Here is a 20,507-nt window from a genome sequence, read left to right as displayed (position 1 = left end):
TTATGTAATTCGAAATACAATAACAGATATCTAAATAACTAGATATGATATATTAAAAAAATTTCTCCTTTCTATGTTTCTTGCTTTTATAGGTAGTGCAATTTTATAAAAAAATAATTGGATGCCTGTAAAAAAGCAGAATGTGTGAAAGCTAATAATCAATTGATATGCAGATTGATTATTAGCTTTCATTTTATAATTCGTTTTGAACGTATTCAGAAAACTCTCGTATTGTTTTTTCATTTCGGCGATAGTAGGTCCATTTTCCAATTCGGTCAGATTGTAGTAAGCCTGCTTTTTTCATAGTTAATAAATAACTAGAAATAACCGATTGGGCTAAGCCAGTTTTAAGCTGGATATCTCCTACACATACTCCAACTTGAAAGCTAAGGCCTTGCTCTAGATAAGGTTTTTCATCGAAATGGTTTTCTGGATTTTTCAACCATGATAAAATTTGACATCTTGTTTCATTTGACAATGCTTTATAAATTAATAAAGGTTCCATAAGGATATTATATCTACTTTTATAGATTTGTAAATGGGTTTTGGTGATTTTAAGGGGAGAAGGTATATGTAGATTCTTTTAAATATGAATGAGATGCTCTAGTAATAGGGCTTGTTTTTTCTTCGTTTGCTGTTATATAGTATGTTTGTCAACGGCAAGAAGTAGCAGGACAATAATATTAAATTGGCTGCCATTCGCAGGAATTTAAATTCATCTAATATTTTCGAATATACATAAAATATTCAAATTAAAAAAGAATGCTGATATTAATACCAGCATTCCTTTTTTAATTTCTGTCAGGATCTTTAGTGTGTGCTACAAATAAGCCTTCAGATATACAAAGTTGCTCAACTAGTTTTAAATCTTTCGATTCAAAACTTACATAGGCAAAACAACCATCACCAATTATTACGCCTATTTTTAAATCAGAAAATACTAATATGAGCTTATCTACTTCTGTACACGGTAAAAATTTCAACACATCATCATTAAATTCAGTTATAGATTTTGTGTATTTGCTATAATTTAGGGATTCTACATTATCCAAAATGTAAATATTCTCATCATATAAATATAACTTACTTAAAGCTAAAACACTTTTGTTTAAAATGTTATATTTATTCTGTAGCAATATATTCTCTTCAAAATCAAAATACTTTTCACTCTTTACTATTTTTGGAAAAGTATCTACAACGTAAAAATCGGTATCTTCTTTCTCATAATATTCTTCAATTAACTTTTGAAACAAATCTTTGATTTCACACATTTTTTATCTAAGAACCTTTCCTTTACTATCTAAAGTAGCTTCCTTTTTTCCTTTTGGACTTATCAACTTCCATGCACTTCCTCCATGAGGGTTACCAGACCTTTCTTTAGAAATAGACCATCCTGATTTAGGATCTTTAAATAGTTGACCTGATACCCTTTGAGTAAACTTAGACATATTAATATGTCTAGATCCAGCTTTTAATGCCACTGGAACAAGGCGCATAATCGCAGCAATAGCAACTGGAATTAAAGGTAGTGCATACTGTACGCCATGTTCAGGAAGACCCTCAGTACCTTGTAGATTAGATTGCTCTAACTCACTGTAATCATTCACTTCAAAATTATTTTCAAATGAAACATCGTTATTGTACTCTAATTCGTAAGTGCTTTCAATTTTATTTTCATAATTAGATACTTCTGCAAATCCCTTCTCAGGTGCAATTGTTGTAATCCCTAAAGCAAATGCTGAAGCGATTAGAAGTGGTTTAATAAATCTTTTCAATTAATTCATCCTCTTGTAATTTTTTACTATACAACCAAATATTAAACTTAATAGGATTTCATTACTAGTCTAGTTGTTTATGTATTTTTTTGATATAATTACCTTGTAAATAAATGTAAACTTAATGAAGTGTATGGTTGTGAATTTTCAGAAAAAATAATTCGAAATACAATAATATTGGATAGCAGTTTAATACATAAAATGTGGTTATCAAGTCGGAGGAAGGCACCTTAGGGTTTCTGTTCTTTTTTTCTTAAAGGACCTGCTCAATTAATGCTTAAAAATATAAAGTAAACTCAATCCGTTAAAATACATGTGTGACCTTGCATTTCCCCTCCTACTCAAAGGAGAGATTGGTGGTAGTTGCGGCGAAGGCTGCGGTTTTGCTGGAGGATTTGCGTTATTAGTTGTACTATTTATTTTATTAATCATAGTTGGAGCCTCTTGCTTCTGCTAAAAAACTATCGGAAAAGTAATATCTTTTAAAAAAGATATTACTTATATAAATTATTTACTTAATGCATCGCCTAATTTCTATTTGAAAATTTCAGGCTTCATTTTACTAACTGATTTATAATTACTATAGAATAAGCCAATGAAAGAGAAGAAGGGCGATGGATATTTATATTGGATAGTATAAACCCCTATATTCTCTGATTAATTTTATTTAATCTTACCAACTACCCACACCAACATCCGCCTTCAACCACTTCACCCAATCAGAATCCTCGACCTTAAGCAAACTCAGCGAAACACCTTTCATATCTAAAGAAGTGAGAAGGGTACCAACCTTTACGAACTTCACATGTAAGCCTTCCAGCTCACATAAACGGCGAATGTCGTTTGCGAAAATGTATTGTTCCATTAATGGTGTCGCACCGAGTCCATTAATGAGGATGGCGAAGTTGTCGCCTTTTCTCCAGCGATAAATGCTTTTTAGTTTATTCATTAGTTCGATTGCTAATATTTCAGAAGAGGATAGCGCTTCTTTACGGTAACCTTGTTCACCGTGGATGCCGACTCCATAAAACACTTCATCGTCGTTTAATGTGAATGCAGCTTTTCCTTGTACTGGATCATTTGCAGGTGAAAGGGCGACTCCTAATGTGTGTAAGTTTTGGATGACAGCTTGTCCAAGTGCTGTTAGTTCTTCTAAAGAATGACCGCTCTCAGCGGCCGCGCCTACTATTTTTTGAATGAAAACAGTGCCAGCAACGCCGCGTCTTCTTTTATTAAAAGAAGCATCATCTTCAATTGAAACGTCGTCATTTACGATGATGTGGTCAATTTGTCTTCCTTCTTCTCTTGCGACTTGTTCTGCAGCTAGAAAGTTTTCTACGTCATCTTTAAAGTTTTTAATGATGAATAAAATACTTTTATCTTTTGGCATTAAGCGAGTTGCCGCCACAATTTGCTCCACTGTAGGTGGGGTGAAAATATTTCCGTTTACTGCTGCCGTAAGCATTCCTTTTCCTACATAACCAATATCGGCAGGTTCATGTCCACTCCCACTGCCGCTTATAATGACAACGTTTTGTTTCAGTTTTTCGATATCTTTTACATAAATGATGTTATGTGTTTCGTCGTAATTTACTTTGTCGTTATGTTCAAAATAAAAGCCATGCAGCATATCTTGAACAATATTTTCTACATCATTCATAATCTTTTTCATTGCTTTGGCCACCTTATGATTACTTTGCTGATTGTTCGAGTAAAAGTAGTAATTGATTATTTATCATATTTTTCATGAGAGAAGACATGATGGACGGATTTACTTCGCACTTGCTTTCAATCCAATCTTTTATCGTTCCAACGAAGCCGTGACTATAAAAGGAGGCAATCGTATTTTTTGTTTCAATAGAAAGAGTTAATCTACAGCTCATAGATAGTTCATCAATAATCTTCATATATAAGTTTTTCGTATGCTCAAATAAATAGTGATTAAACGAGTTTTGCTCAATGACTTTAAAAGCATTTCGGTAAAATTTTTGATTTTCATAAAAGTAATCAAATAATAAATCAAAAATATTTTCCCATGTTTCATAGTCGAGAAAGTCTATAATATTTTCTTTCGTTTCTTCTCTATAAATCCAGCTTAATAGTTCAAATTTATCTTTAAAATGATAGTAAAAAGTTTGCCTACGCATTTGACAGTGTAACATAATATCGCTCACTGATATTTTATGAAATGACTCTGTTTCCATTAAATATTTCAATGAGTTCGCGATTATCTTTTTAGAAATTATAGAAGAGGTCATCTGAATCATCCCTAGAATGTAGTAATATGAAAATCCTATCTATAAATGAGAGCGGTGTCTTTAGACAGATTGTCCATTTTGTCCGTTTACTATAAAACGCTTTCATTTTAACATGAGTAGTAAGAAGAAGATTTCAAATATATCACAATATATTAAAGGAATTGAGGGAGAATCACAATGAAAAAGATTATAAACAAACCAGAAACATTAGTAATGGAAATGTGCAACGGAATGGTTATGGCTCACCCAGAACTTGAGTTTTTGAAAAAATATAAAGTTATTAAGAAGAAAGAAATGAATGAAAATAAAGTAACGTTAATTAGCGGCGGCGGTAGCGGTCATGAGCCAGCGCATGCAGGTCTAGTCGGAAAAGGAATGCTGGATGCAGCAGTGTGCGGAGATGTGTTTGCTTCTCCTTCACAAATTCAGGTATATCAGGCGATTAAAGAGACAGCTAGTAAAAAAGGTACGTTATTAATTATTAAAAATTATAGCGGCGATATTATGAATTTCAAAAACGGTGCACATTTAGCGACTGAAGATGGAATTGAAGTCGACTACGTAAAAGTAGACGATGATATTGCGGTAGAAGATAGCCTGTATACAGTAGGACGCCGCGGTGTTGCGGGAGTTATTTTAGTGCATAAAATTGCCGGTGCAGCTGCGGAAGCAGGTATGGATTTAGGAGCGGTGAAAGCTGTCGCAGAAAAAGCAGCGGCTAACGTGCGTACAATCGGTTTAGCGTTAACGTCTTGTACAGTTCCAGCGAGCGGATCACCTACTTTTACACTTGCGGAAGATGAAATGGAATACGGCGTAGGTATTCACGGTGAACCAGGTATTAAACGTGAAAAAACGCTGTCAGCAGATGAATTAGCTAACCGTATGACAAATGATGTAATAAAAGATTTAGGAGTAAAAGATGGTGAGGAAATCGCACTTCTAGTAAATGGTTTTGGCGGAACACCACTGCAAGAACTATACTTATTTAACAACGCAGTTACGAGAGAATTAGCTGCTAGAAACATTAAAATTAATAGAGTATTCGTCGGTAATTATATGACGAGTATTGATATGGCAGGTATGTCTTTAACAGTGATGAAGTTAGATGATGAGCTAAAAACATTACTATCTAAAGAATGTAATACACCTGCATTTAAAGTAGATGGACCAGTTGAGAGTGTAGAGTATGTTAATGTGCTTGAAGATGTAGAAGAGAAGGAAGTTTCATTTGAACTAGAAACAGCGGAAGAGCACGCTGTTATTAAAGATAATGTCATTACATTAAACAACATGATTTATCTCGTTGATAAAATGAGTGACATTATTATTAAAAATGAAGTACCGTTCTGTGAGTTAGATACACATGCTGGTGACGGTGATTTCGGAATGAGTGTTGCAAAAGGATTTAAGCAATTAAAGCGTGAGTGGCATTCTATTTTAGGACAAGATAATGTAACGATTGGATCGTTCCTTGACGGTTGTTCAATGATTATTATGGAACATTGCGGCGGGGCTTCTGGTCCAATTTGGGGCGGAGCATTCCGCGCAGCTAGTAAAGCAGCAGGCGAGAAACGTGAATTAACAGCCAACGAGTTCGCTGAAATATTGCAAGCGGCACTTCACGGCATACAATCTATCGGTGAAAGATCGTTCGGTAGAGGAGCGGTAGTTGGTGATAAAACACTTGTTGATGCACTTGCTCCATGTGTAGACTCTTGGTTAAATAGCGCTTCAAACGAAGAAGATATGAAAACTGCCTTTGAAAAAGGAGCAGAAGCAGCGGTTAAAGGAGCAGAGTATACGAAAGAAATCGTCGCTCGCATGGGCCGCGCCGGTACAGTTGGTGAAAGAAGTTTAGGCTATCCTGATGCAGGTGCACATGCGCTTGGAGTTATCTTTACGGAGATTGCGGGTAGTTTGAGATAGAAATTAGAAAGTCCCTCTGCCTTAGGTAGAGGGACTTTTATATTGTATTTTAGATTTAGTTTTTTTGTGATTGCAGCTTATCGATTTTCCAGTGTGCTCCTAGAGGATCTAAAGAGCTTTCAATATAAAACATATATTCATCTGCGGTACTTGGTACTTCAAAAGCTATTTTTAATTCTACCGTTTCATTTGGTTTAACTTGTATATCAGAAGGGTTTTGATCAAGCACCTTTCCTTCATAGGCCTTTCCGTCTTTTTCATCTTTTAAGTTATATTTTAATTCTGATAGTCCAATCGTTTGACCTCGTACATTTTTTACAGAGACATTAACAACGACGGAATCGTTGTTAGCATTTAAATATGCACTTTGAACGGTGGCCAAGTAATAGCCTCCCTTAACACTCTCACCAACTAATAAAATACCTTGTTCCAAGCGGCTCATATCTTCTTTTTCTTCAAAATTTATTAATTCTTCATTTTCATTTTTTGCGGTTGGTTCTTCTATTGGACCATTTTCAACGGCACTATCTTTTTTATCTTGTGTGCAAGCAGCCGTAACACTGGCTAATACTAGAATTAAAGTAAGTAATATGAATAATTTCCTCATAAAATTTATCTGTCTCCTTAAGTTTCTCAATTTTGTGCAACTATACATATTATAAAGAGATTCTATTAAGATTAACATAATGTCTCATTATTGGATCAAAATAGGGGTCCTTTAGACACCTTATTCTTGTTTGTTATTTCCTTTCCTAGCACTACTCTATCGCCATCAAAACAAAAGAACGAGTGATTCCACTTTATGGTTATGTGCAAAACATAAACTAGTAGAAGGTTTGTATTTTTTATCTTATGTATCCCACCCTGCATAAAAAAATATTTCTCAACATTTAATTGTTGAAAAACATTGAATATTCTCTATAAAGAGAATATTATGTTTCTATCGGCAAAAAAAACGATAATTTGCAGACACTGGGGAGGAAATGCATTGAAAAAGAATAAGAAGTTAAAACCATTATCAGTTTTAGCAACAGCGGCAGTACTAAGTAGTAGTTTTGCTTTTGGAAGTCATGCGGCGTATGCTGATTCGCCATCATCTCTACCAATAGATGAGCATTTAATACCGGAGGAGCGTTTGGCAGAAGCGCTAAAACAACGGGGCGTAATTGATCAATCTGCATCACAAGCTGAGACGTCAAAGGCTGTCGAGAAATATGTTGAGAAAAAGAAAGGGGAAAACCCTGGTAAAGAAATCTTGACAGGAGATAGTCTTACGCAAGAAGCTTCTGATTTTATGAAAAAAGTAAAAGATGCAAAAATGAAGGAAAATGAACAGGCGCAGCAGCCAACAGTAGGGCCAGTAGCTGGACAAGGTGCAGGATTGAATTCTAGTAAATTAAATGGAAAAGTACCTACTGCACCAGCGAAGCAAGAAGAGTACAACGGTGCTGTTCGAAAAGATAAAGTACTTGTTTTACTTGTAGAATTTAGCGATTTTAAGCATAACAATATTGATCAAGAGCCAGGATACATGTATTCTAAGGACTTCAATCGTGAACATTATCAAAAAATGTTATTTGGTAATGAACCATTTACGTTATTTGATGGATCGAAGATTAACACATTTAAACAATATTATGAAGAACAATCTGGCGGGAGCTACACAGTTGATGGAACTGTAACGGAATGGCTTACTGTTCCAGGAAAAGCTTCAGATTATGGTGCGGATGCAGGTACTGGCCATGATAACAAAGGTCCTTTAGGACCGCGTGATCTTGTGAAAGAAGCATTAAAAGCAGCGGTAGCAAAAGGAATTAACTTAGCTGATTATGACCAATTTGATCAATACGATCAAAATGGTGATGGAAATAAAAACGAGCCAGATGGCATTATTGATCATTTAATGGTTGTACATGCTGGCGTTGGTCAAGAAGCTGGCGGCGGTAAATTGAAAGATGATGCGATTTGGTCTCATCGTTCAAAACTTGGATCAAAACCATATGCGATTGATGGCACAAAATCTTCTGTTTCGAATTGGGGCGGAAAGATGGCTGCATACGATTATACAATCGAGCCTGAGGACGGAGCAGTTGGTGTGTTTGCGCATGAGTATGGTCATGATTTAGGATTACCAGATGAGTACGATACAAAGTATTCAGGACAAGGTGAACCTGTTGAGTCATGGTCTATTATGAGCGGCGGCAGCTGGGCTGGAAAAATTGCAGGAACAGAGCCAACAAGTTTCTCACCACAAAATAAAGAGTTTTTCCAAAAGAATATGAATGGCAACTGGGCGAATATCGTTGAGGTAGATTATGATAAACTTCGCACGGGAGTCGGTGTTGCAACATATTTAGATCAAAGTGTTACAAAATCAAAACGACCAGGAATCGTTCGTGTTAACTTACCAGACAAAGATATTAAAAATATCGAGTCAGCATTTGGTAAGAAGTTTTATTACAGTACAAAAGGAAATGACATTCATACAACACTTGAGACACCAGTATTTGACTTAACAAATGCAAAGGATGCTAAGTTCGATTATAAGGCATTCTACGAACTTGAAGCGAAGTATGATTTCCTTGACGTATATGCGATTGCAGAAGATGGAACGAAGACACGTATTGATAGAATGGGCGAAAAAGATGTAAAAGGCGGCGTGGATACAACTGATGGTAAGTGGGTTGATAAATCATACGATTTAAGCCAATTTAAAGGAAAAAAAGTAAAACTGCAATTTGAATATTTAACAGATATTGCAGTAGCTTATAAAGGATTTGCGTTAGATAATGCAGCATTAACTGTAGATGGCAAAGTTGTTTTCTCGGATGATGCAGAAGGCCAACCAGCAATGACATTAAAAGGATTTACTGTATCTAACGGATTGGAACAGAAAAAAAATAACTACTATGTAGAGTGGAGAAATTACGCTGGTTCTGACACGGCGTTACAACATGCGCGTGGTCCAGTATTTAATACAGGAATGGTTGTATGGTATGCGGATCAAAGCTTTACAGATAACTGGGTAGGCGTTCATCCAGGTGAAGGATTCTTAGGAGTAGTAGATTCTCATCCAGAGGCAATCGTAGGTACATTAAACGGGCAACCGACTGTGAAGAGCAGTACGCGTTATCAAATTGCCGATGCGGCATTCTCATTTGATCAAACGCCAGCATGGAGAGTAGATTCGCCAACTCGCGGTATCTTTGACTATAAAGGATTACCAGGAGTTGCAAAATTTGATGATTCTAAGCAGTACATCAACAGTGCAATTCCAGATGCAGGACGTAAGTTGCCGAAACTAGGATTGAAGTTTGAAGTAGTAGGTCAAGCTGAAGACAAATCTGCAGGTGCAGTTTGGATTCATCGATAGAATAAGGTGAAACTATGAGAGCTGTCCATAAGTTGGTGAAACTGACTTATGGACAGCTCTATTTTTATTGTGGAAACCATAATGAAAATATGAGTTTTTGCATATTTTGAAATTTAATATATCCTCCGAAAAGTTTTAAATGTATAATGTTTCTTGTCATAGTCTTTTAGATTTTTCGACAAAAAATAATAAGAATAGAAGACGTATTGGGAGAATGCATTATGTACATAAAACTATTAAAATCAATTACATCATTATCACTTATTGGTAGCGCTTTATTATATACAAATGTTGGTGAGATGAAAGCTGCTGAAGCGGGTACTTTTTCCGATGTACCTACATCGCACTGGTCCTATCCTGCGATTAAAGACTTAGCGGGTAAAAATATTATTTCAGGTTATGGAAATGGGATGTTTGGCTTTGGTGATGTTGCGACGAGGGAGCAAGTTGCGGCTTTAATTTATCGAGTGCTAGTGCCGAGTAAGCAAGGTGGTACGTTCAGTAATGATGGCGCTCGTTATGTATTACAAGATGGGTCTACTTTAAATAATCCGTATGGAGATATTCGCTCAGGTTCTACAATGTTTCCGGAAGAGGTTTTAACGTTAACGAAATTGGGGATTTTTAAGGGTGATGGAAATGGCGGTTTTAGACCGAAAGATTCTGTTAGCCGCGCAGAAATGGCGCAAATTATTAAAAATGCGTTTCAAGTTTCAGCTAAACAAAAACATACATTTAATGATGTTCCAAATGGATTTTGGGCAGAAAATGCGATTAGTGCGGTGCAGTCAAACGGGATTGCATCTGGTACAGGAGACGGGAAATTTGAACCAGCTAAAACGGTAACGCGTGAACAGTATGCACAGTTTTTATATAATGCATTGAAATATAAAAAGCCTGAGGTTGCGGTACAAGATACAGGAGATGCGGCATTATTAACAGCATTCAAAAATGAAGTGCAAACACGTATTAATATGTACGAAACGAATATTACACTTCCATATAAAACGAAAAATAGTAATACAGAAGAAGTGATGAATACACTTTTTAACGCGTATAAAGAAGTCGCAAGTAAAAATGAGTATACAAATTATAATAGATCGAATGTTTCATACTCACTATCTGGATCGCCAGGGAATTATACGTTTACGCTAAATATTACATATCGTGAAACGAAAGAACAAACAGAATATGTGATGAAACAAGCGAAAGCGATCGTTTCTTCTATTATTCAAGCGGGAATGGATGATCATGAAAAAGTGAAGGCGATTCATGATTATGTTGTAAAACATGTTTCTTACGATACGTCTTATAAAGCGTATACAGCATATGAGGCACTCGCGAATCGTTCTGCCGTTTGCCAAGGTTACACACTATTAACCTATCAATTATTAAAAGAAGCTGGAATTGAGAATCATTTTGTAGTAGGAACTGGAGAGGGTCAGCCTCATGCTTGGAATTTAGTGAAAATCGATAACAAATGGTACCATCTTGATACAACATTTGATGATCCTGTACCAGATGAACAAGGCCGCGTTACGTATTCCTATTTCAATTTATCAGATGAGCAAATCGCAAGAAATCATGAGTGGAACCGAGGGGACTATCCGCAAGCTACAACAAACTATTATAGTACATTAACAAATAAAATTGCGACAGGTGGTACGAAAACACCTGCATATCAGCAAATATTAAAAGATACAAAGTTAAATTATTTAGGAAATGAATATATCGCAAATAACTATAATGAATTCAAAAATAAAATGCAGCAACGTTATAGCACAAAGTCAGCAAAGATTGAAATCCTTTATAAACAATCAATGGATGGCGCATTGCAAGATGTGAAAAAAGTAATTGGAGAAATCGGTTATCCGCAAGGAGCGAACCGTGTTTCTTATAAAGCGGAGCCGTTTAATGCAAAAGAAGGGTATTCTTTGGTGACGATTACGTTTATGTATTAAAAACAACCTAGATCCATGAAGGATCTAGGTTGTTTTTTTATACCTTAATTTGACATATACAGTCGGACTGTATAAAATGAAACTATACAGTTAAACTATATAGTTTGGCTATATATTCATCGTTACACTGGAGGTCTTTATGAATAGAGATAAAAATTTACCATTAACGGAAACAACGTATTACGTTCTTTTAGCTTTATTAGAGCCAGCTCATGGATATTTAATTATGCAAAAGGTGGAGGAACTGAGTAATCATCAAGTGAAAATTGCAGCGGGTACATTGTATGGTGCGGTTGAAAATTTATTAAAACAAGGGTTAATAGAATCGGTAAAAAGTGAAGATAAACGAAGAAAAGTGTATGTCATTACGGAACGCGGGAAGGAAGTATTGCACTTAGACTTTATGAGAATGCAGCACATTATTGGGGTTACAAAAAGCTTATTAAATGTATAGTTAGGGGGAAGCGAAGATGTGGAGATTGAAATTCTTTTTGGACTTTGAGAAAGAGGAAAAATGGTTAGAAGAGATGGCTTGGAAAGGCTATCAACTAAAAAGTAATACATTCGGTTATAAATTTAGAATCGCAGAACCGGAAGATGCGACAATTAAAATAGATCATAGAATATTTAATAGAAGAAAAGATTTTATTAATTACTGTACGTTATTTGAAGATAGTGGCTGGAAGCATATAGCCGGTAAATGGTGGTCTGGTACGCAATATTTTAAAAAGGTAGATGAGGAAAGTGAAGATGACATTTTTTCAGATCAAATGTCACGAGCAGGGAAGTACAAGCGTCTATCTAAGACATTTCTAGAATTAGCAATATGTTATTTGCCGATATTAATCCTATTTATGTTTAATAAAACAATTGATCTAGGAGCGATTTTAAATCCGAAAGACCTATACTATACACCAGGATTATGGGATATGCACGGCGCAGCATTTTTAGGATCATTCTTATTTGAAACACCATTTGCATTAATGAGGGGCATTTCATGGTTGTTTATCCCAGCTGCGATTGGTATGTTTTTCTTTTTCTCATATAAAGCAAATCGATTGTATGAAGAGAGAAGATACTAGGAGGACCCCCTTAAAGCTGATGCTTTGAGGGGGATTCTTTTGAATTTGTAAATGGTGTACTTGGTTAGCTTGATGGGCATGGGGTAGAGTCAGGAAAATGCGGATTTACAACACTAAGAAAGTTTCAATGGTCTTAGAGAATCTAATGAGACCACTTTCTCTGAATTAAAATGGTATTCTCCTAGTAAATTGATATGTTCCCCACCTAAAGGTGACATATGATGCAATAAATTCTCATTAAAACTATCTATCCGTTTTTGATATTTAACTACTTTTGTTAGATGTAAAGTATTCCAGATACTGATGGCATTGATAATTATGTTTAAGGCACTGGCCCTTTGCAATTGATGCTGTATGGTTCGTTCCCTAAGCTCACCTTGTTTACCGAAGAAAATAGCTCTTGCAAGTCCATTCATGGATTCTCCTTTAATTCGAATGGTGGCAGCACCTTTTATTAGAATTGTCCCCTTGGTTTAACAACTGCTTTTTTGTAAATAATATGTTTGTTAAAAAATTAATTAAGGGGGACTTGTATGCCAAAGGATCGAAAAGCAAAAGTTCAAAACGATGCATACGAAGGAAAAGAGATCATGCCAGATAATCCACAATATCTACCGCGTCACGTGCAAATGGAGCTGCCTCACGAATTTTCTATAAATCCCCTGTTTGCCCGCGAAGGAGAATCAGTCGTTCCGCGCTTTCACATGCCTGATGAAGGCATGTTACCAGAAACAGCGTATCAAATCGTCCATGATGAAATTGCTCTTGATGGCAATGCCCGCTTGAATCTTGCAACATTCGTTAGCACATGGATGGAGCCTGCCGCAGAGCACTTATATGCCAAATCATTCGACAAGAACATGATTGACAAGGATGAATATCCACAGACAGCCGAAATTGAGGAGCGGTGTGTTCGCATTTTAGCAAACCTCTGGCATTCGCCCAGCCCCCTTACGACTATGGGCGTTTCAACAACTGGATCGTCGGAAGCATGTATGCTCGGGGGGCTTGCGTTAAAGAGACGCTGGCAAAATGCACGCAAAAGCGAAGGGAAGCCGGTGGATCGGCCCAATATTGTGTTTAGTTCTGCTGTTCAAGTCGTGTGGGAAAAATTCGCGAACTATTGGGAGGTTGAACCACGCTATGTGAAGGTTAGCCCAGAGCATCCCCGATTGGATCCTCAGGGGGTCCTCGCTGTCGTGGATGAAAATACGATTGGTGTAGTACCGATTCTCGGTGAGACTTATACCGGGCTTTACGAACCGGTGTCCGCCATTGCGAAGGCGTTGGACGATTTACAGGAGAGGACGGGCCTCGACATTCCCATGCATGTGGATGCGGCTTCGGGGGGATTTATAGCACCGTTTCTTCAACCAGATTTAGTCTGGGATTTTCAATTACCGAGGGTGAAGTCCATCAATGTATCCGGACATAAATATGGATTAGTCTATCCTGGGTTGGGTTGGATAATTTGGCGGGAAGCTGAAGATCTCCCTGAGGATCTAATCTTCCGCGTCTCCTATTTGGGCGGGAACATGCCGACTTTTGCCCTGAATTTCTCTCGTCCTGGCGCACAAGTGCTCCTGCAATATTACAATTATCTGCGTTTGGGAAAAAGTGGGTACTATGATGTCCAAAGGGCTTCTCAGAAAGTCGCTCTTTTTCTTAGCAAGGAGATTCAGAAGATGGAACCGTTCGAACTTTTGTCCGATGGTTCGGATATTCCGGTTTTCGCTTGGCGACTGAAAGATGGTTACACATTAAACTGGAATCTTTATGATTTATCTCGACAATTGCGTGTGTTCGGCTGGCAAGTACCCGCCTATCCATTGCCTCCAGATATGGAAGCGGTGACGATCATGCGCGTTGTGGTTCGAAATGGATTTTCCATGGATCTCGCGCATTTATTTTTGAGGAACCTCAAACAGACCGTTGCCTTTCTGGATTCCCTGGACGGGCCTATGCCACATGATACGAAATGTGATAATGGGTTTCATCACTAAATGAAAAAAGCCTAATTTCTTCATATTTAATTGAGAAATTAGGCTTTTTAATATTGAAATTTCCTTAACGTTGTAAATCAGCATTTTTCTGACGCTATCCCATAAAGAAAAGACACCCATATATGAGTGTCTTTTCTAATAGTTTGTTTAGCAGAAGCAGCTAGCTCCAACTATGATTAATAAAATAAATAATACAACTAATAAAGCAAATCCTCCAGCGAAGCCGCCGCCGCCGCAACTACCACAACTACCACCAAATCCCATAATAGTTCCTCCTTTAGATAAGAGGATAAAACAAGGGGTCACTCATGTATTTTAACGGGTTCACTTTACTTTATGTTTTTAAGCATGAATTGAGCAGGTCCTTTTGAAAATAAAAAAAGACACCCTAAGGTGATTTTCTTATGTAGGGTGGGAAGACATCGGGTTGCCATCAAGGGATTCAGCCGAGTTACGTATAAATTGCATCAAAAATGTAAATCAGCATTTTTCTGTTGTTGTCCTTTATTACGACTTTGTCTTATAAATAATTCTGCAATGATTAAATTTGGCACCCACGCTAACCAAGCAATAACAGCATAACTAAGTTCGAAATGCTTCAGTCCAAATAGAAATACAAATAAAGGTAGCCAAATTCTTAATGTAACTGCCGCAAAGGTTAAGGAATAATTTCTGATCATCCAATTCCGATGGTCTTGAATTTTTTTATTCTTAACTCTGTTTAATGCTTGATATGCCGATGTTAGCCAAAATACGGATAACAAACCGAAACCAAGCTTTCCTACTAATCCTCCCGTAGCGTAAAAGGATAAATAAAGTCCTGAAACGCCGCCAAGTAATACACCAATCATATAGATTTTTCCAATCATTCGATGGCGACTGATATTCTTTTCTCTAAATTTTGTGGATAATGTAAAAGGACCAATTACTAATGCTACTACACTAGTTGCAATATGTAGAAATAACATAATGTACCAAAACGCACTCATTTTAGATAGAAACATAAGCTTCATTTGAACAAACCCTGCTTGAAATCCATCCATAATAAAATATTGGAACACAGCATAACCAGCTACTAAAATAGCTGAAAAAGTAAATATAAACCGAGTTTTTTTATTCATAATTTCACCACCTCCTTGCAACATTTAAGGGAGCTAGAACATATATTTCTGTGTATCTAGGGTTAAAAGAGAACTTAATTAACTTCTTTTACTTCTTTCGGCAGGGCATCATGCTCAATCCAGTTTTCGACTAAGCTATTAAACAGTTCAGGATTTGCTAAAGAAATTCCGTGATTAATTTTAGAAATAATACCACCTAATTAATCATACAACAAAAAAGGAAGTTATGGTTAATTTATCCATATGCGCCATATTTGTTATTAGCAATTATTTTCTCAATAATCAATTTAGGAGTAGGTGTCACGGTTCCAGTAATGACCGCAATAGTTATGCAAGCAGCAGGCCCATCTTATGCAAATATGGCTGGGGCAACCTTAAATGTAAATTGACACCAGATAATTGCTCGTTTAGTAGGGGTACCACCTCATCGCCATCAAGTTAAAAAAATTAATTATCCCCCAAAACGAAAAAAAACGAGCTGAATTCACATAAATAACTGTAGAGAGATAAAAATTTCGTTCTGGGGGTACTATAAAATTTTAGCTTGATGGCGGATGTGGTACTACCCTAAATAACAATAAAATCCTTCGGAAATTAATATAGTTTTTTAAAAATAGAGATGATATGATGGATAATCATACCATTTTTTACTTCGCGTATGATTTTACAGTAGAATACCTCTATATTAAGATGATATAAATAAGGGGGTATATTAGTAACAGGGGGAGAATAATGAAAAAGTTATTACAAGAAATTATAAATTGGATCAGTATGACCGATGAACAGATTGTTATTGGTATTTCAGGACACGGTGCTGCCGGAAAAACAACGTTCGCCAATAAGCTCATAAACCAATTAAATCAAAATAAAGTGAGTTATATTAATACAGATCCATACATTGTTAGTTCAAATGTACGAAAGTATACAAATATCCACTATACATATCAGAATGAAAATCATTATGATAAAATGACAGCTTGTCATCCATCAGCCCATCATTTGTCTGCGTTAGAAAGAGACGTTCAAATGGTAAGAGCTGGTTTAGATTTTTATACAATGGGTACACATTATATAAAAAGTGAGTTAATTTCTTCGAAAAATAAGGTGACGATTGTAGAAGGAATGAGTGTCGCATTTATTAATCCAAATTTATTTGATTTGAAAATTTACTTCTATACAGATGGAGAAACAGAATTAATGAGAAGGTCTAGCCGTGATATTATTGAAAGAGGAGCCGATATTAATTACTTAAGGAAGTCTCATGAAGAACGTCGGATTCAGTATGAAGTGTTTATGCATCAGTATAGTCAACGTTTTGATATTATTATCAAAAATTCCAATGAAGCAATATGTTTAGAAAAAAATACATTTGAGTTTTATAAAGTTTAAATGCAAATAATTTATTTACTAAAATAGCAAGTTAGTGAATAAATTGTTCATATTTTTTCGAGAGGAGGTTAAGCAATGAGAGCGCCGTATCAAGTATTGATATTTCCTTATATAAAAACTGACGATTCCATTCAATATGCCATTTTTAATCGAAGTGATTATGGTTATTGGCAAGGAATAGCTGGTGGTGGAGAAGATGGTGAGACTCCTATTGAATCAGCAAAACGAGAAGCGTTTGAAGAGGCTGGTATTACAAGAGAAAGTCCATATATAAAACTAGATTCTGTGTCTTCACTACCAGTAGAGGATGTAGTTGGTGAATTTCTTTGGGGCGAAGATGTTTATGTAATAAAAGAATTTTCTTTTGGAGTTAAAGTTCCTACAAAAAATATTAAATTATCTAAAGAACACTTCAATTATAAATGGTTGTGCTTTGAGGAAGCCGTAACGCTTTTAAAATGGGATAGTAACAAAACGGCTTTGTGGGAATTAAACAAAAGGCTGTTAAAATAATTAAAGTGTTAGTTAACAAAGCCGATAGTGGAGCGAGTATTAAACAACTTAAAAAAGCTTTGCTACATTGCTTATGTAGCAAGGCTTTTTTCTTAGCGTACGAAATTGCGTTTTGTTGGCGGCACCCCATCGCCATCAAGTTAAGAAATACATTCTTCCCCAAAACGAAAAAATGAGTTGTTTTTGTTACGTTACCAGTTCTAACAAAGATTTGCTACGTTATTCCATTTTCCAATGTGTTTTTGATTTTTCAACTATATCTTCTTCAAATGATGAATGAAACAAATGTCAAGTAACCCTAAAATATAATACACTTACGATGTACTATATTTTAGGGTTACTTGACGTTTACTTTATATAATGGAATCTTCGACTATATACATTCTAAGTGATTCGTATCGTTGATAAAATGAATTACTTTTTCTTTATCCGTAAGTTCAATCATACTAATCCCTGTATCTCCTACTTTAAAATAGTAATCCATGTTAATTGGCATTTGGAAAAAGGCACGTAATATACTAGTAATTACCCCGCCATGAGCTACAATTGCAATCCGTTCATATTTATTTTCTGTCACAATTTTAGAAAATATCGTTTCAATTCTCATTCGAAACTCAATGAATGATTCCCCATTTTCAAAACGATCATGAAGAAATTTTGGCTCTGGATACTTTTTCGCTTCTTCGAAAGACATGCCAGCCTGTATACCATTATTAAATTCCATTAATTCTTCTTCAAATTTCACTGGACAACCAATTGCTTTCGCTAATGTTTCAGCAGTTTCTCGCGCCCTCTTTAATGTACTTGCCCATATAAAATCTGGTGGAAAGTCATTTTTCACTTTATGTACTAAACCTTTCACTTGTTTTCTACCCATTTCCGTTAATTCAAAATCTGCTCTTCCTTCATGTACGTTTAAAATATCCGCTTCCGATTCCCCGTGCCTAATTAATAGTATTTGCATACCTTTTCCCCCTTACATCTTTTAAACTAGATTGATATATTACCATATTTTACCGATATATTCAAATGAATAAGAAATTCTTACTTTTAATAACATATTCTTTAACTTGTGGTACCGTCTCATCGCTATCAAGCTAACAAAACTAAATTTCCTTAAAATGAAAAAACACGCTATTCTTTTTGTAAAAACATAGGAAAGGATGGCGTTTTTGGTATGAACTTATCGACTTTTGATAAATTAGAGTTGTTTTCTAAAGAGTTACAACGATATATGTCACCTGGTGCTTTAGAACAATTAGCTAGAGAAATAGGATTTGTTCAAAGAAAAAGTAAATATCGTGCGCAAGATTTAGTAGCTCTTTGTGTTTGGTTAGGCGAAAACATAGCAAATACTTCATTGACACAACTATGTAGTCGATTAGAAGCTAACACAGGTATTTCTATGAGTCCAGAAGGACTCAATCAACGCTTTAATTCTCGAGCTGTACAGTTTTTACAACAACTCTTAGCACATTTACTTCACCAACAATTTTGTGCTTCTAGCAAGATTCCAACTTTGTATACAAAATATTTTCGACGTATCCGCATCTTGGATTCTACCCATTTTCAAATTCCAGATAAATTCACTTCTACATATCAAGGTTCAGGTGGTAGCGGTCAAAGTGCTGGAGTAAAAATTCAACTAGAGTATGATTTACTAAGTGGTCAATTTCTTCATGTTCATGTAGGATCCGGAAAACACAATGATAAAACGTATACTTCTACTTGTTTAACATCCCTTCAACCGAACGATGTATGTATACGTGATTTAGGATATTTCGACTTAAAAGATTTACATACTATAAGCGAGTGTGATGCTTATTTTATTTCGCGATTAAAGCTTAATACACGTATATATCAGAATAATAAAGAACCTGAATACTTTCAAAATGGAACCATAAAAAAGCAATCTGAGTACATCCAATTAGATATGGAGCAATTTATTGACCAATTACAGTCAGGTGAAACATATGAAATTCCTGAAATCTATATTGGAATGTATCAAAAGCTTCCGGCAAGACTAATTATGTATAAATTAACTGAAACGCAAATGAAGCGTAGACAAAAGGATTTAGCTTCTAAAGAACATAAGAAGCAAATTACCTATAAAGAACGCAGTAAACGACTTAGTGCAATTAACTTTTACGTTACAAATATTCCATTGGAATATCTGCCAAAAGAGCAAGTATACGATTTTTACTCCTTACGATGGCAAATTGAACTTATCTTTAAAACATGGAAAACATTTTTTCGTATTCATAAATGTAGTTCTGTAAAATTAGATAGACTAGAATGTCACTTATACGGACAATTAATAAGTATCCTTCTTTGTTCCTCCACCATGTTTCAAATGCGCCAACTACTCCTCATCAAGAAGAAACGAGAATTAAGCGAATATAAAGCAACTTATATCATAAAAGATTATTTCTTACTTATTTATCAATCTTTGCAAAAAGACACCCAAGAATTAACAAAGATATTGTTTCGGCTGTTCAATCTTTTGCAGAAAAACGGACAAAAATCCCATAGGTATGAGAAGAAAACAGTCTTTGATATCTTAGACGTCGTCTACAACTTTTCCATGTCTCATAATCATGTAGCGTAATTCAAAAAATCGAAACCCAATAGGGTTTATTTGATATGCAATTCTTTAAAAAACTTACACGGGATCTTTAGAAAAAAGAAGAAATCTCGCGTGAAATTAAACTAATATAAGCTTAGCTTGATGGGCATGTGGCGGCACCCCGCTAAGAGCATGCAAGATTTTATACAGTTTTTCGGCTAATCCAATAACAAACGAGAACCCTAAAACCGCGCCAGGATAGGAATGTATAAAAAATGCATAGATCCATAGAACAAAAAAAGTAGATTTACTTGTGAGATTAGGGTTCCTCCTTATTCTTGCTACGGATAATGAGACGTTATGTTAACTTCACACGTATACGGTATACAGACAGAAAGACATAACAAAACATTTCTTTCAAAAGGGTACATAGTCATTTAAAACGAATATATAGTTAAGTGAATATTTCACTTTCACTAACGCATGTTATATTAACTAAATTAGCTTAAGATTAAATCATTGGAGGAAAAAGTATGA

The 20,507-nt window shown here is 35.6% G+C and carries 19 protein-coding genes and 2 pseudogenes; 10 read left to right on the top strand and 11 right to left on the bottom strand.

What is annotated here, in order from left to right:
• Positions 1–193: 193 nt before the first annotated feature.
• The 3 genes from JFT89_RS09075 to JFT89_RS09065 all read right to left on the bottom strand — a co-directional run bounded on the left by JFT89_RS09075 (position 194) and on the right by JFT89_RS09065 (position 1,775).
• The gene (locus tag JFT89_RS09075; RefSeq protein WP_000433541.1) at positions 194–505 is read right to left on the bottom strand and encodes an ArsR/SmtB family transcription factor; all 312 of its coding nucleotides are present in this window, start codon (positions 503–505) and stop codon (positions 194–196) included.
• 286 nt (positions 506–791) lie between these two features.
• Positions 792–1,271: a hypothetical protein gene (locus JFT89_RS09070; protein WP_002064076.1), complete on the bottom strand. Its 480-nt coding sequence runs from the start codon at positions 1,269–1,271 to the stop codon at positions 792–794.
• A gap of 3 nt (positions 1,272–1,274) precedes the next feature.
• Positions 1,275–1,775: a hypothetical protein gene (locus JFT89_RS09065; RefSeq protein ID WP_002064077.1), complete on the bottom strand. Its 501-nt coding sequence runs from the start codon at positions 1,773–1,775 to the stop codon at positions 1,275–1,277.
• Between the two features lie 313 nt (positions 1,776–2,088).
• Between JFT89_RS09065 and JFT89_RS30445 the strand changes: the two genes are divergently transcribed.
• Positions 2,089–2,232 carry a YjcZ family sporulation protein gene (locus JFT89_RS30445; RefSeq protein WP_080001803.1) on the top strand — a complete coding sequence of 48 codons (144 nt, stop codon included), beginning with the start codon at positions 2,089–2,091 and terminating at the stop codon, positions 2,230–2,232.
• A 216-nt stretch (positions 2,233–2,448) separates the two neighbouring features.
• Here JFT89_RS30445 and dhaQ read toward each other — a convergent pair whose 3' ends face one another.
• Both dhaQ and dhaS read right to left on the bottom strand, forming a co-directional pair.
• Positions 2,449–3,447 carry a DhaKLM operon coactivator DhaQ gene (dhaQ, locus tag JFT89_RS09055; protein WP_201039789.1) on the bottom strand — a complete coding sequence of 333 codons (999 nt, stop codon included), beginning with the start codon at positions 3,445–3,447 and terminating at the stop codon, positions 2,449–2,451.
• Positions 3,448–3,466: 19 nt separating this feature from the next.
• A complete protein-coding gene (gene dhaS / locus JFT89_RS09050) occupies positions 3,467–4,033 on the bottom strand; it encodes a dihydroxyacetone kinase transcriptional activator DhaS (RefSeq protein WP_016094634.1) in 567 nt (188 codons plus the stop codon).
• 177 nt (positions 4,034–4,210) lie between these two features.
• On the opposite strand from dhaS, the gene dhaK reads away from it, so the two are divergent.
• The gene (dhaK, locus tag JFT89_RS09045) at positions 4,211–5,962 is read left to right on the top strand and encodes a dihydroxyacetone kinase subunit DhaK (protein WP_002069225.1); all 1,752 of its coding nucleotides are present in this window, start codon (positions 4,211–4,213) and stop codon (positions 5,960–5,962) included.
• A 55-nt stretch (positions 5,963–6,017) separates the two neighbouring features.
• On the opposite strand, the gene JFT89_RS09040 is transcribed toward dhaK, so the two are convergent.
• On the bottom strand, positions 6,018–6,569 hold the full coding sequence (locus JFT89_RS09040; protein ID WP_016094633.1) for a DUF4352 domain-containing protein: 552 nt from the start codon (positions 6,567–6,569) through the stop codon (positions 6,018–6,020).
• 381 nt (positions 6,570–6,950) lie between these two features.
• On the opposite strand from JFT89_RS09040, the gene JFT89_RS09035 reads away from it, so the two are divergent.
• From JFT89_RS09035 to JFT89_RS09020, 4 genes are all read left to right on the top strand, one after another.
• Positions 6,951–9,335 carry an immune inhibitor A domain-containing protein gene (locus JFT89_RS09035; RefSeq protein ID WP_201039788.1) on the top strand — a complete coding sequence of 795 codons (2,385 nt, stop codon included), beginning with the start codon at positions 6,951–6,953 and terminating at the stop codon, positions 9,333–9,335.
• Between the two features lie 221 nt (positions 9,336–9,556).
• Positions 9,557–11,296, top strand: coding sequence for an S-layer homology domain-containing protein (locus tag JFT89_RS09030; RefSeq protein WP_016094631.1), 1,740 nt, complete (start codon positions 9,557–9,559; stop codon positions 11,294–11,296).
• A 139-nt stretch (positions 11,297–11,435) separates the two neighbouring features.
• On the top strand, positions 11,436–11,750 hold the full coding sequence (locus JFT89_RS09025) for a PadR family transcriptional regulator (RefSeq protein WP_001078068.1): 315 nt from the start codon (positions 11,436–11,438) through the stop codon (positions 11,748–11,750).
• 16 nt (positions 11,751–11,766) lie between these two features.
• Positions 11,767–12,378: a DUF2812 domain-containing protein gene (locus tag JFT89_RS09020; RefSeq protein WP_201039787.1), complete on the top strand. Its 612-nt coding sequence runs from the start codon at positions 11,767–11,769 to the stop codon at positions 12,376–12,378.
• 113 nt (positions 12,379–12,491) lie between these two features.
• Here JFT89_RS09020 and JFT89_RS09015 read toward each other — a convergent pair.
• A pseudogene (locus tag JFT89_RS09015) lies at positions 12,492–12,806 on the bottom strand (Tn3 family transposase); the annotation flags it as partial.
• 105 nt (positions 12,807–12,911) lie between these two features.
• On the opposite strand from JFT89_RS09015, the gene gad reads away from it, so the two are divergent.
• Positions 12,912–14,381, top strand: a complete 1,470-nt coding sequence (gad, locus tag JFT89_RS09010) for a glutamate decarboxylase (RefSeq protein WP_201039786.1) — start codon at positions 12,912–12,914, stop codon at positions 14,379–14,381.
• Positions 14,382–14,528: 147 nt separating this feature from the next.
• On the opposite strand, the gene JFT89_RS09005 is transcribed toward gad, so the two are convergent.
• The 3 genes and pseudogenes from JFT89_RS09005 to JFT89_RS30150 all read right to left on the bottom strand — a co-directional run.
• The gene (locus JFT89_RS09005) at positions 14,529–14,645 is read right to left on the bottom strand and encodes a YjcZ family sporulation protein (protein WP_002069235.1); all 117 of its coding nucleotides are present in this window, start codon (positions 14,643–14,645) and stop codon (positions 14,529–14,531) included.
• A 203-nt stretch (positions 14,646–14,848) separates the two neighbouring features.
• Positions 14,849–15,502 (bottom strand): DUF2306 domain-containing protein, encoded by a 654-nt coding sequence (locus JFT89_RS09000; RefSeq protein ID WP_201039785.1) that lies wholly within the window; start codon positions 15,500–15,502, stop codon positions 14,849–14,851.
• 74 nt (positions 15,503–15,576) lie between these two features.
• Positions 15,577–15,699, bottom strand: a pseudogene (locus JFT89_RS30150) (alpha/beta hydrolase); the annotation flags it as partial.
• A gap of 535 nt (positions 15,700–16,234) precedes the next feature.
• Here JFT89_RS30150 and JFT89_RS08995 point away from each other — a divergent pair.
• Positions 16,235–16,891: a uridine kinase family protein gene (locus JFT89_RS08995; RefSeq protein WP_201039784.1), complete on the top strand. Its 657-nt coding sequence runs from the start codon at positions 16,235–16,237 to the stop codon at positions 16,889–16,891.
• Between the two features lie 75 nt (positions 16,892–16,966).
• A complete protein-coding gene (locus tag JFT89_RS08990) occupies positions 16,967–17,404 on the top strand; it encodes an NUDIX hydrolase (protein ID WP_001202613.1) in 438 nt (145 codons plus the stop codon).
• A gap of 373 nt (positions 17,405–17,777) precedes the next feature.
• Here JFT89_RS08990 and JFT89_RS08985 read toward each other — a convergent pair whose 3' ends face one another.
• Positions 17,778–18,368 carry a histidine phosphatase family protein gene (locus JFT89_RS08985; RefSeq protein ID WP_048543746.1) on the bottom strand — a complete coding sequence of 197 codons (591 nt, stop codon included), beginning with the start codon at positions 18,366–18,368 and terminating at the stop codon, positions 17,778–17,780.
• A gap of 213 nt (positions 18,369–18,581) precedes the next feature.
• Here JFT89_RS08985 and JFT89_RS08980 point away from each other — a divergent pair, with 213 nt between their 5' ends.
• A complete protein-coding gene (locus JFT89_RS08980; protein ID WP_201039783.1) occupies positions 18,582–20,012 on the top strand; it encodes an IS4 family transposase in 1,431 nt (476 codons plus the stop codon).
• Positions 20,013–20,507: the final 495 nt, after the last annotated feature.

This window comes from Bacillus sp. TH25, assembly GCF_016650935.1.
Lineage (GTDB): Bacteria > Bacillota > Bacilli > Bacillales > Bacillaceae_G > Bacillus_A > Bacillus_A mycoides.
Note: the sequence above shows the minus strand (reverse complement) of the source record. Positions and strands in the feature narration are given on the sequence as shown.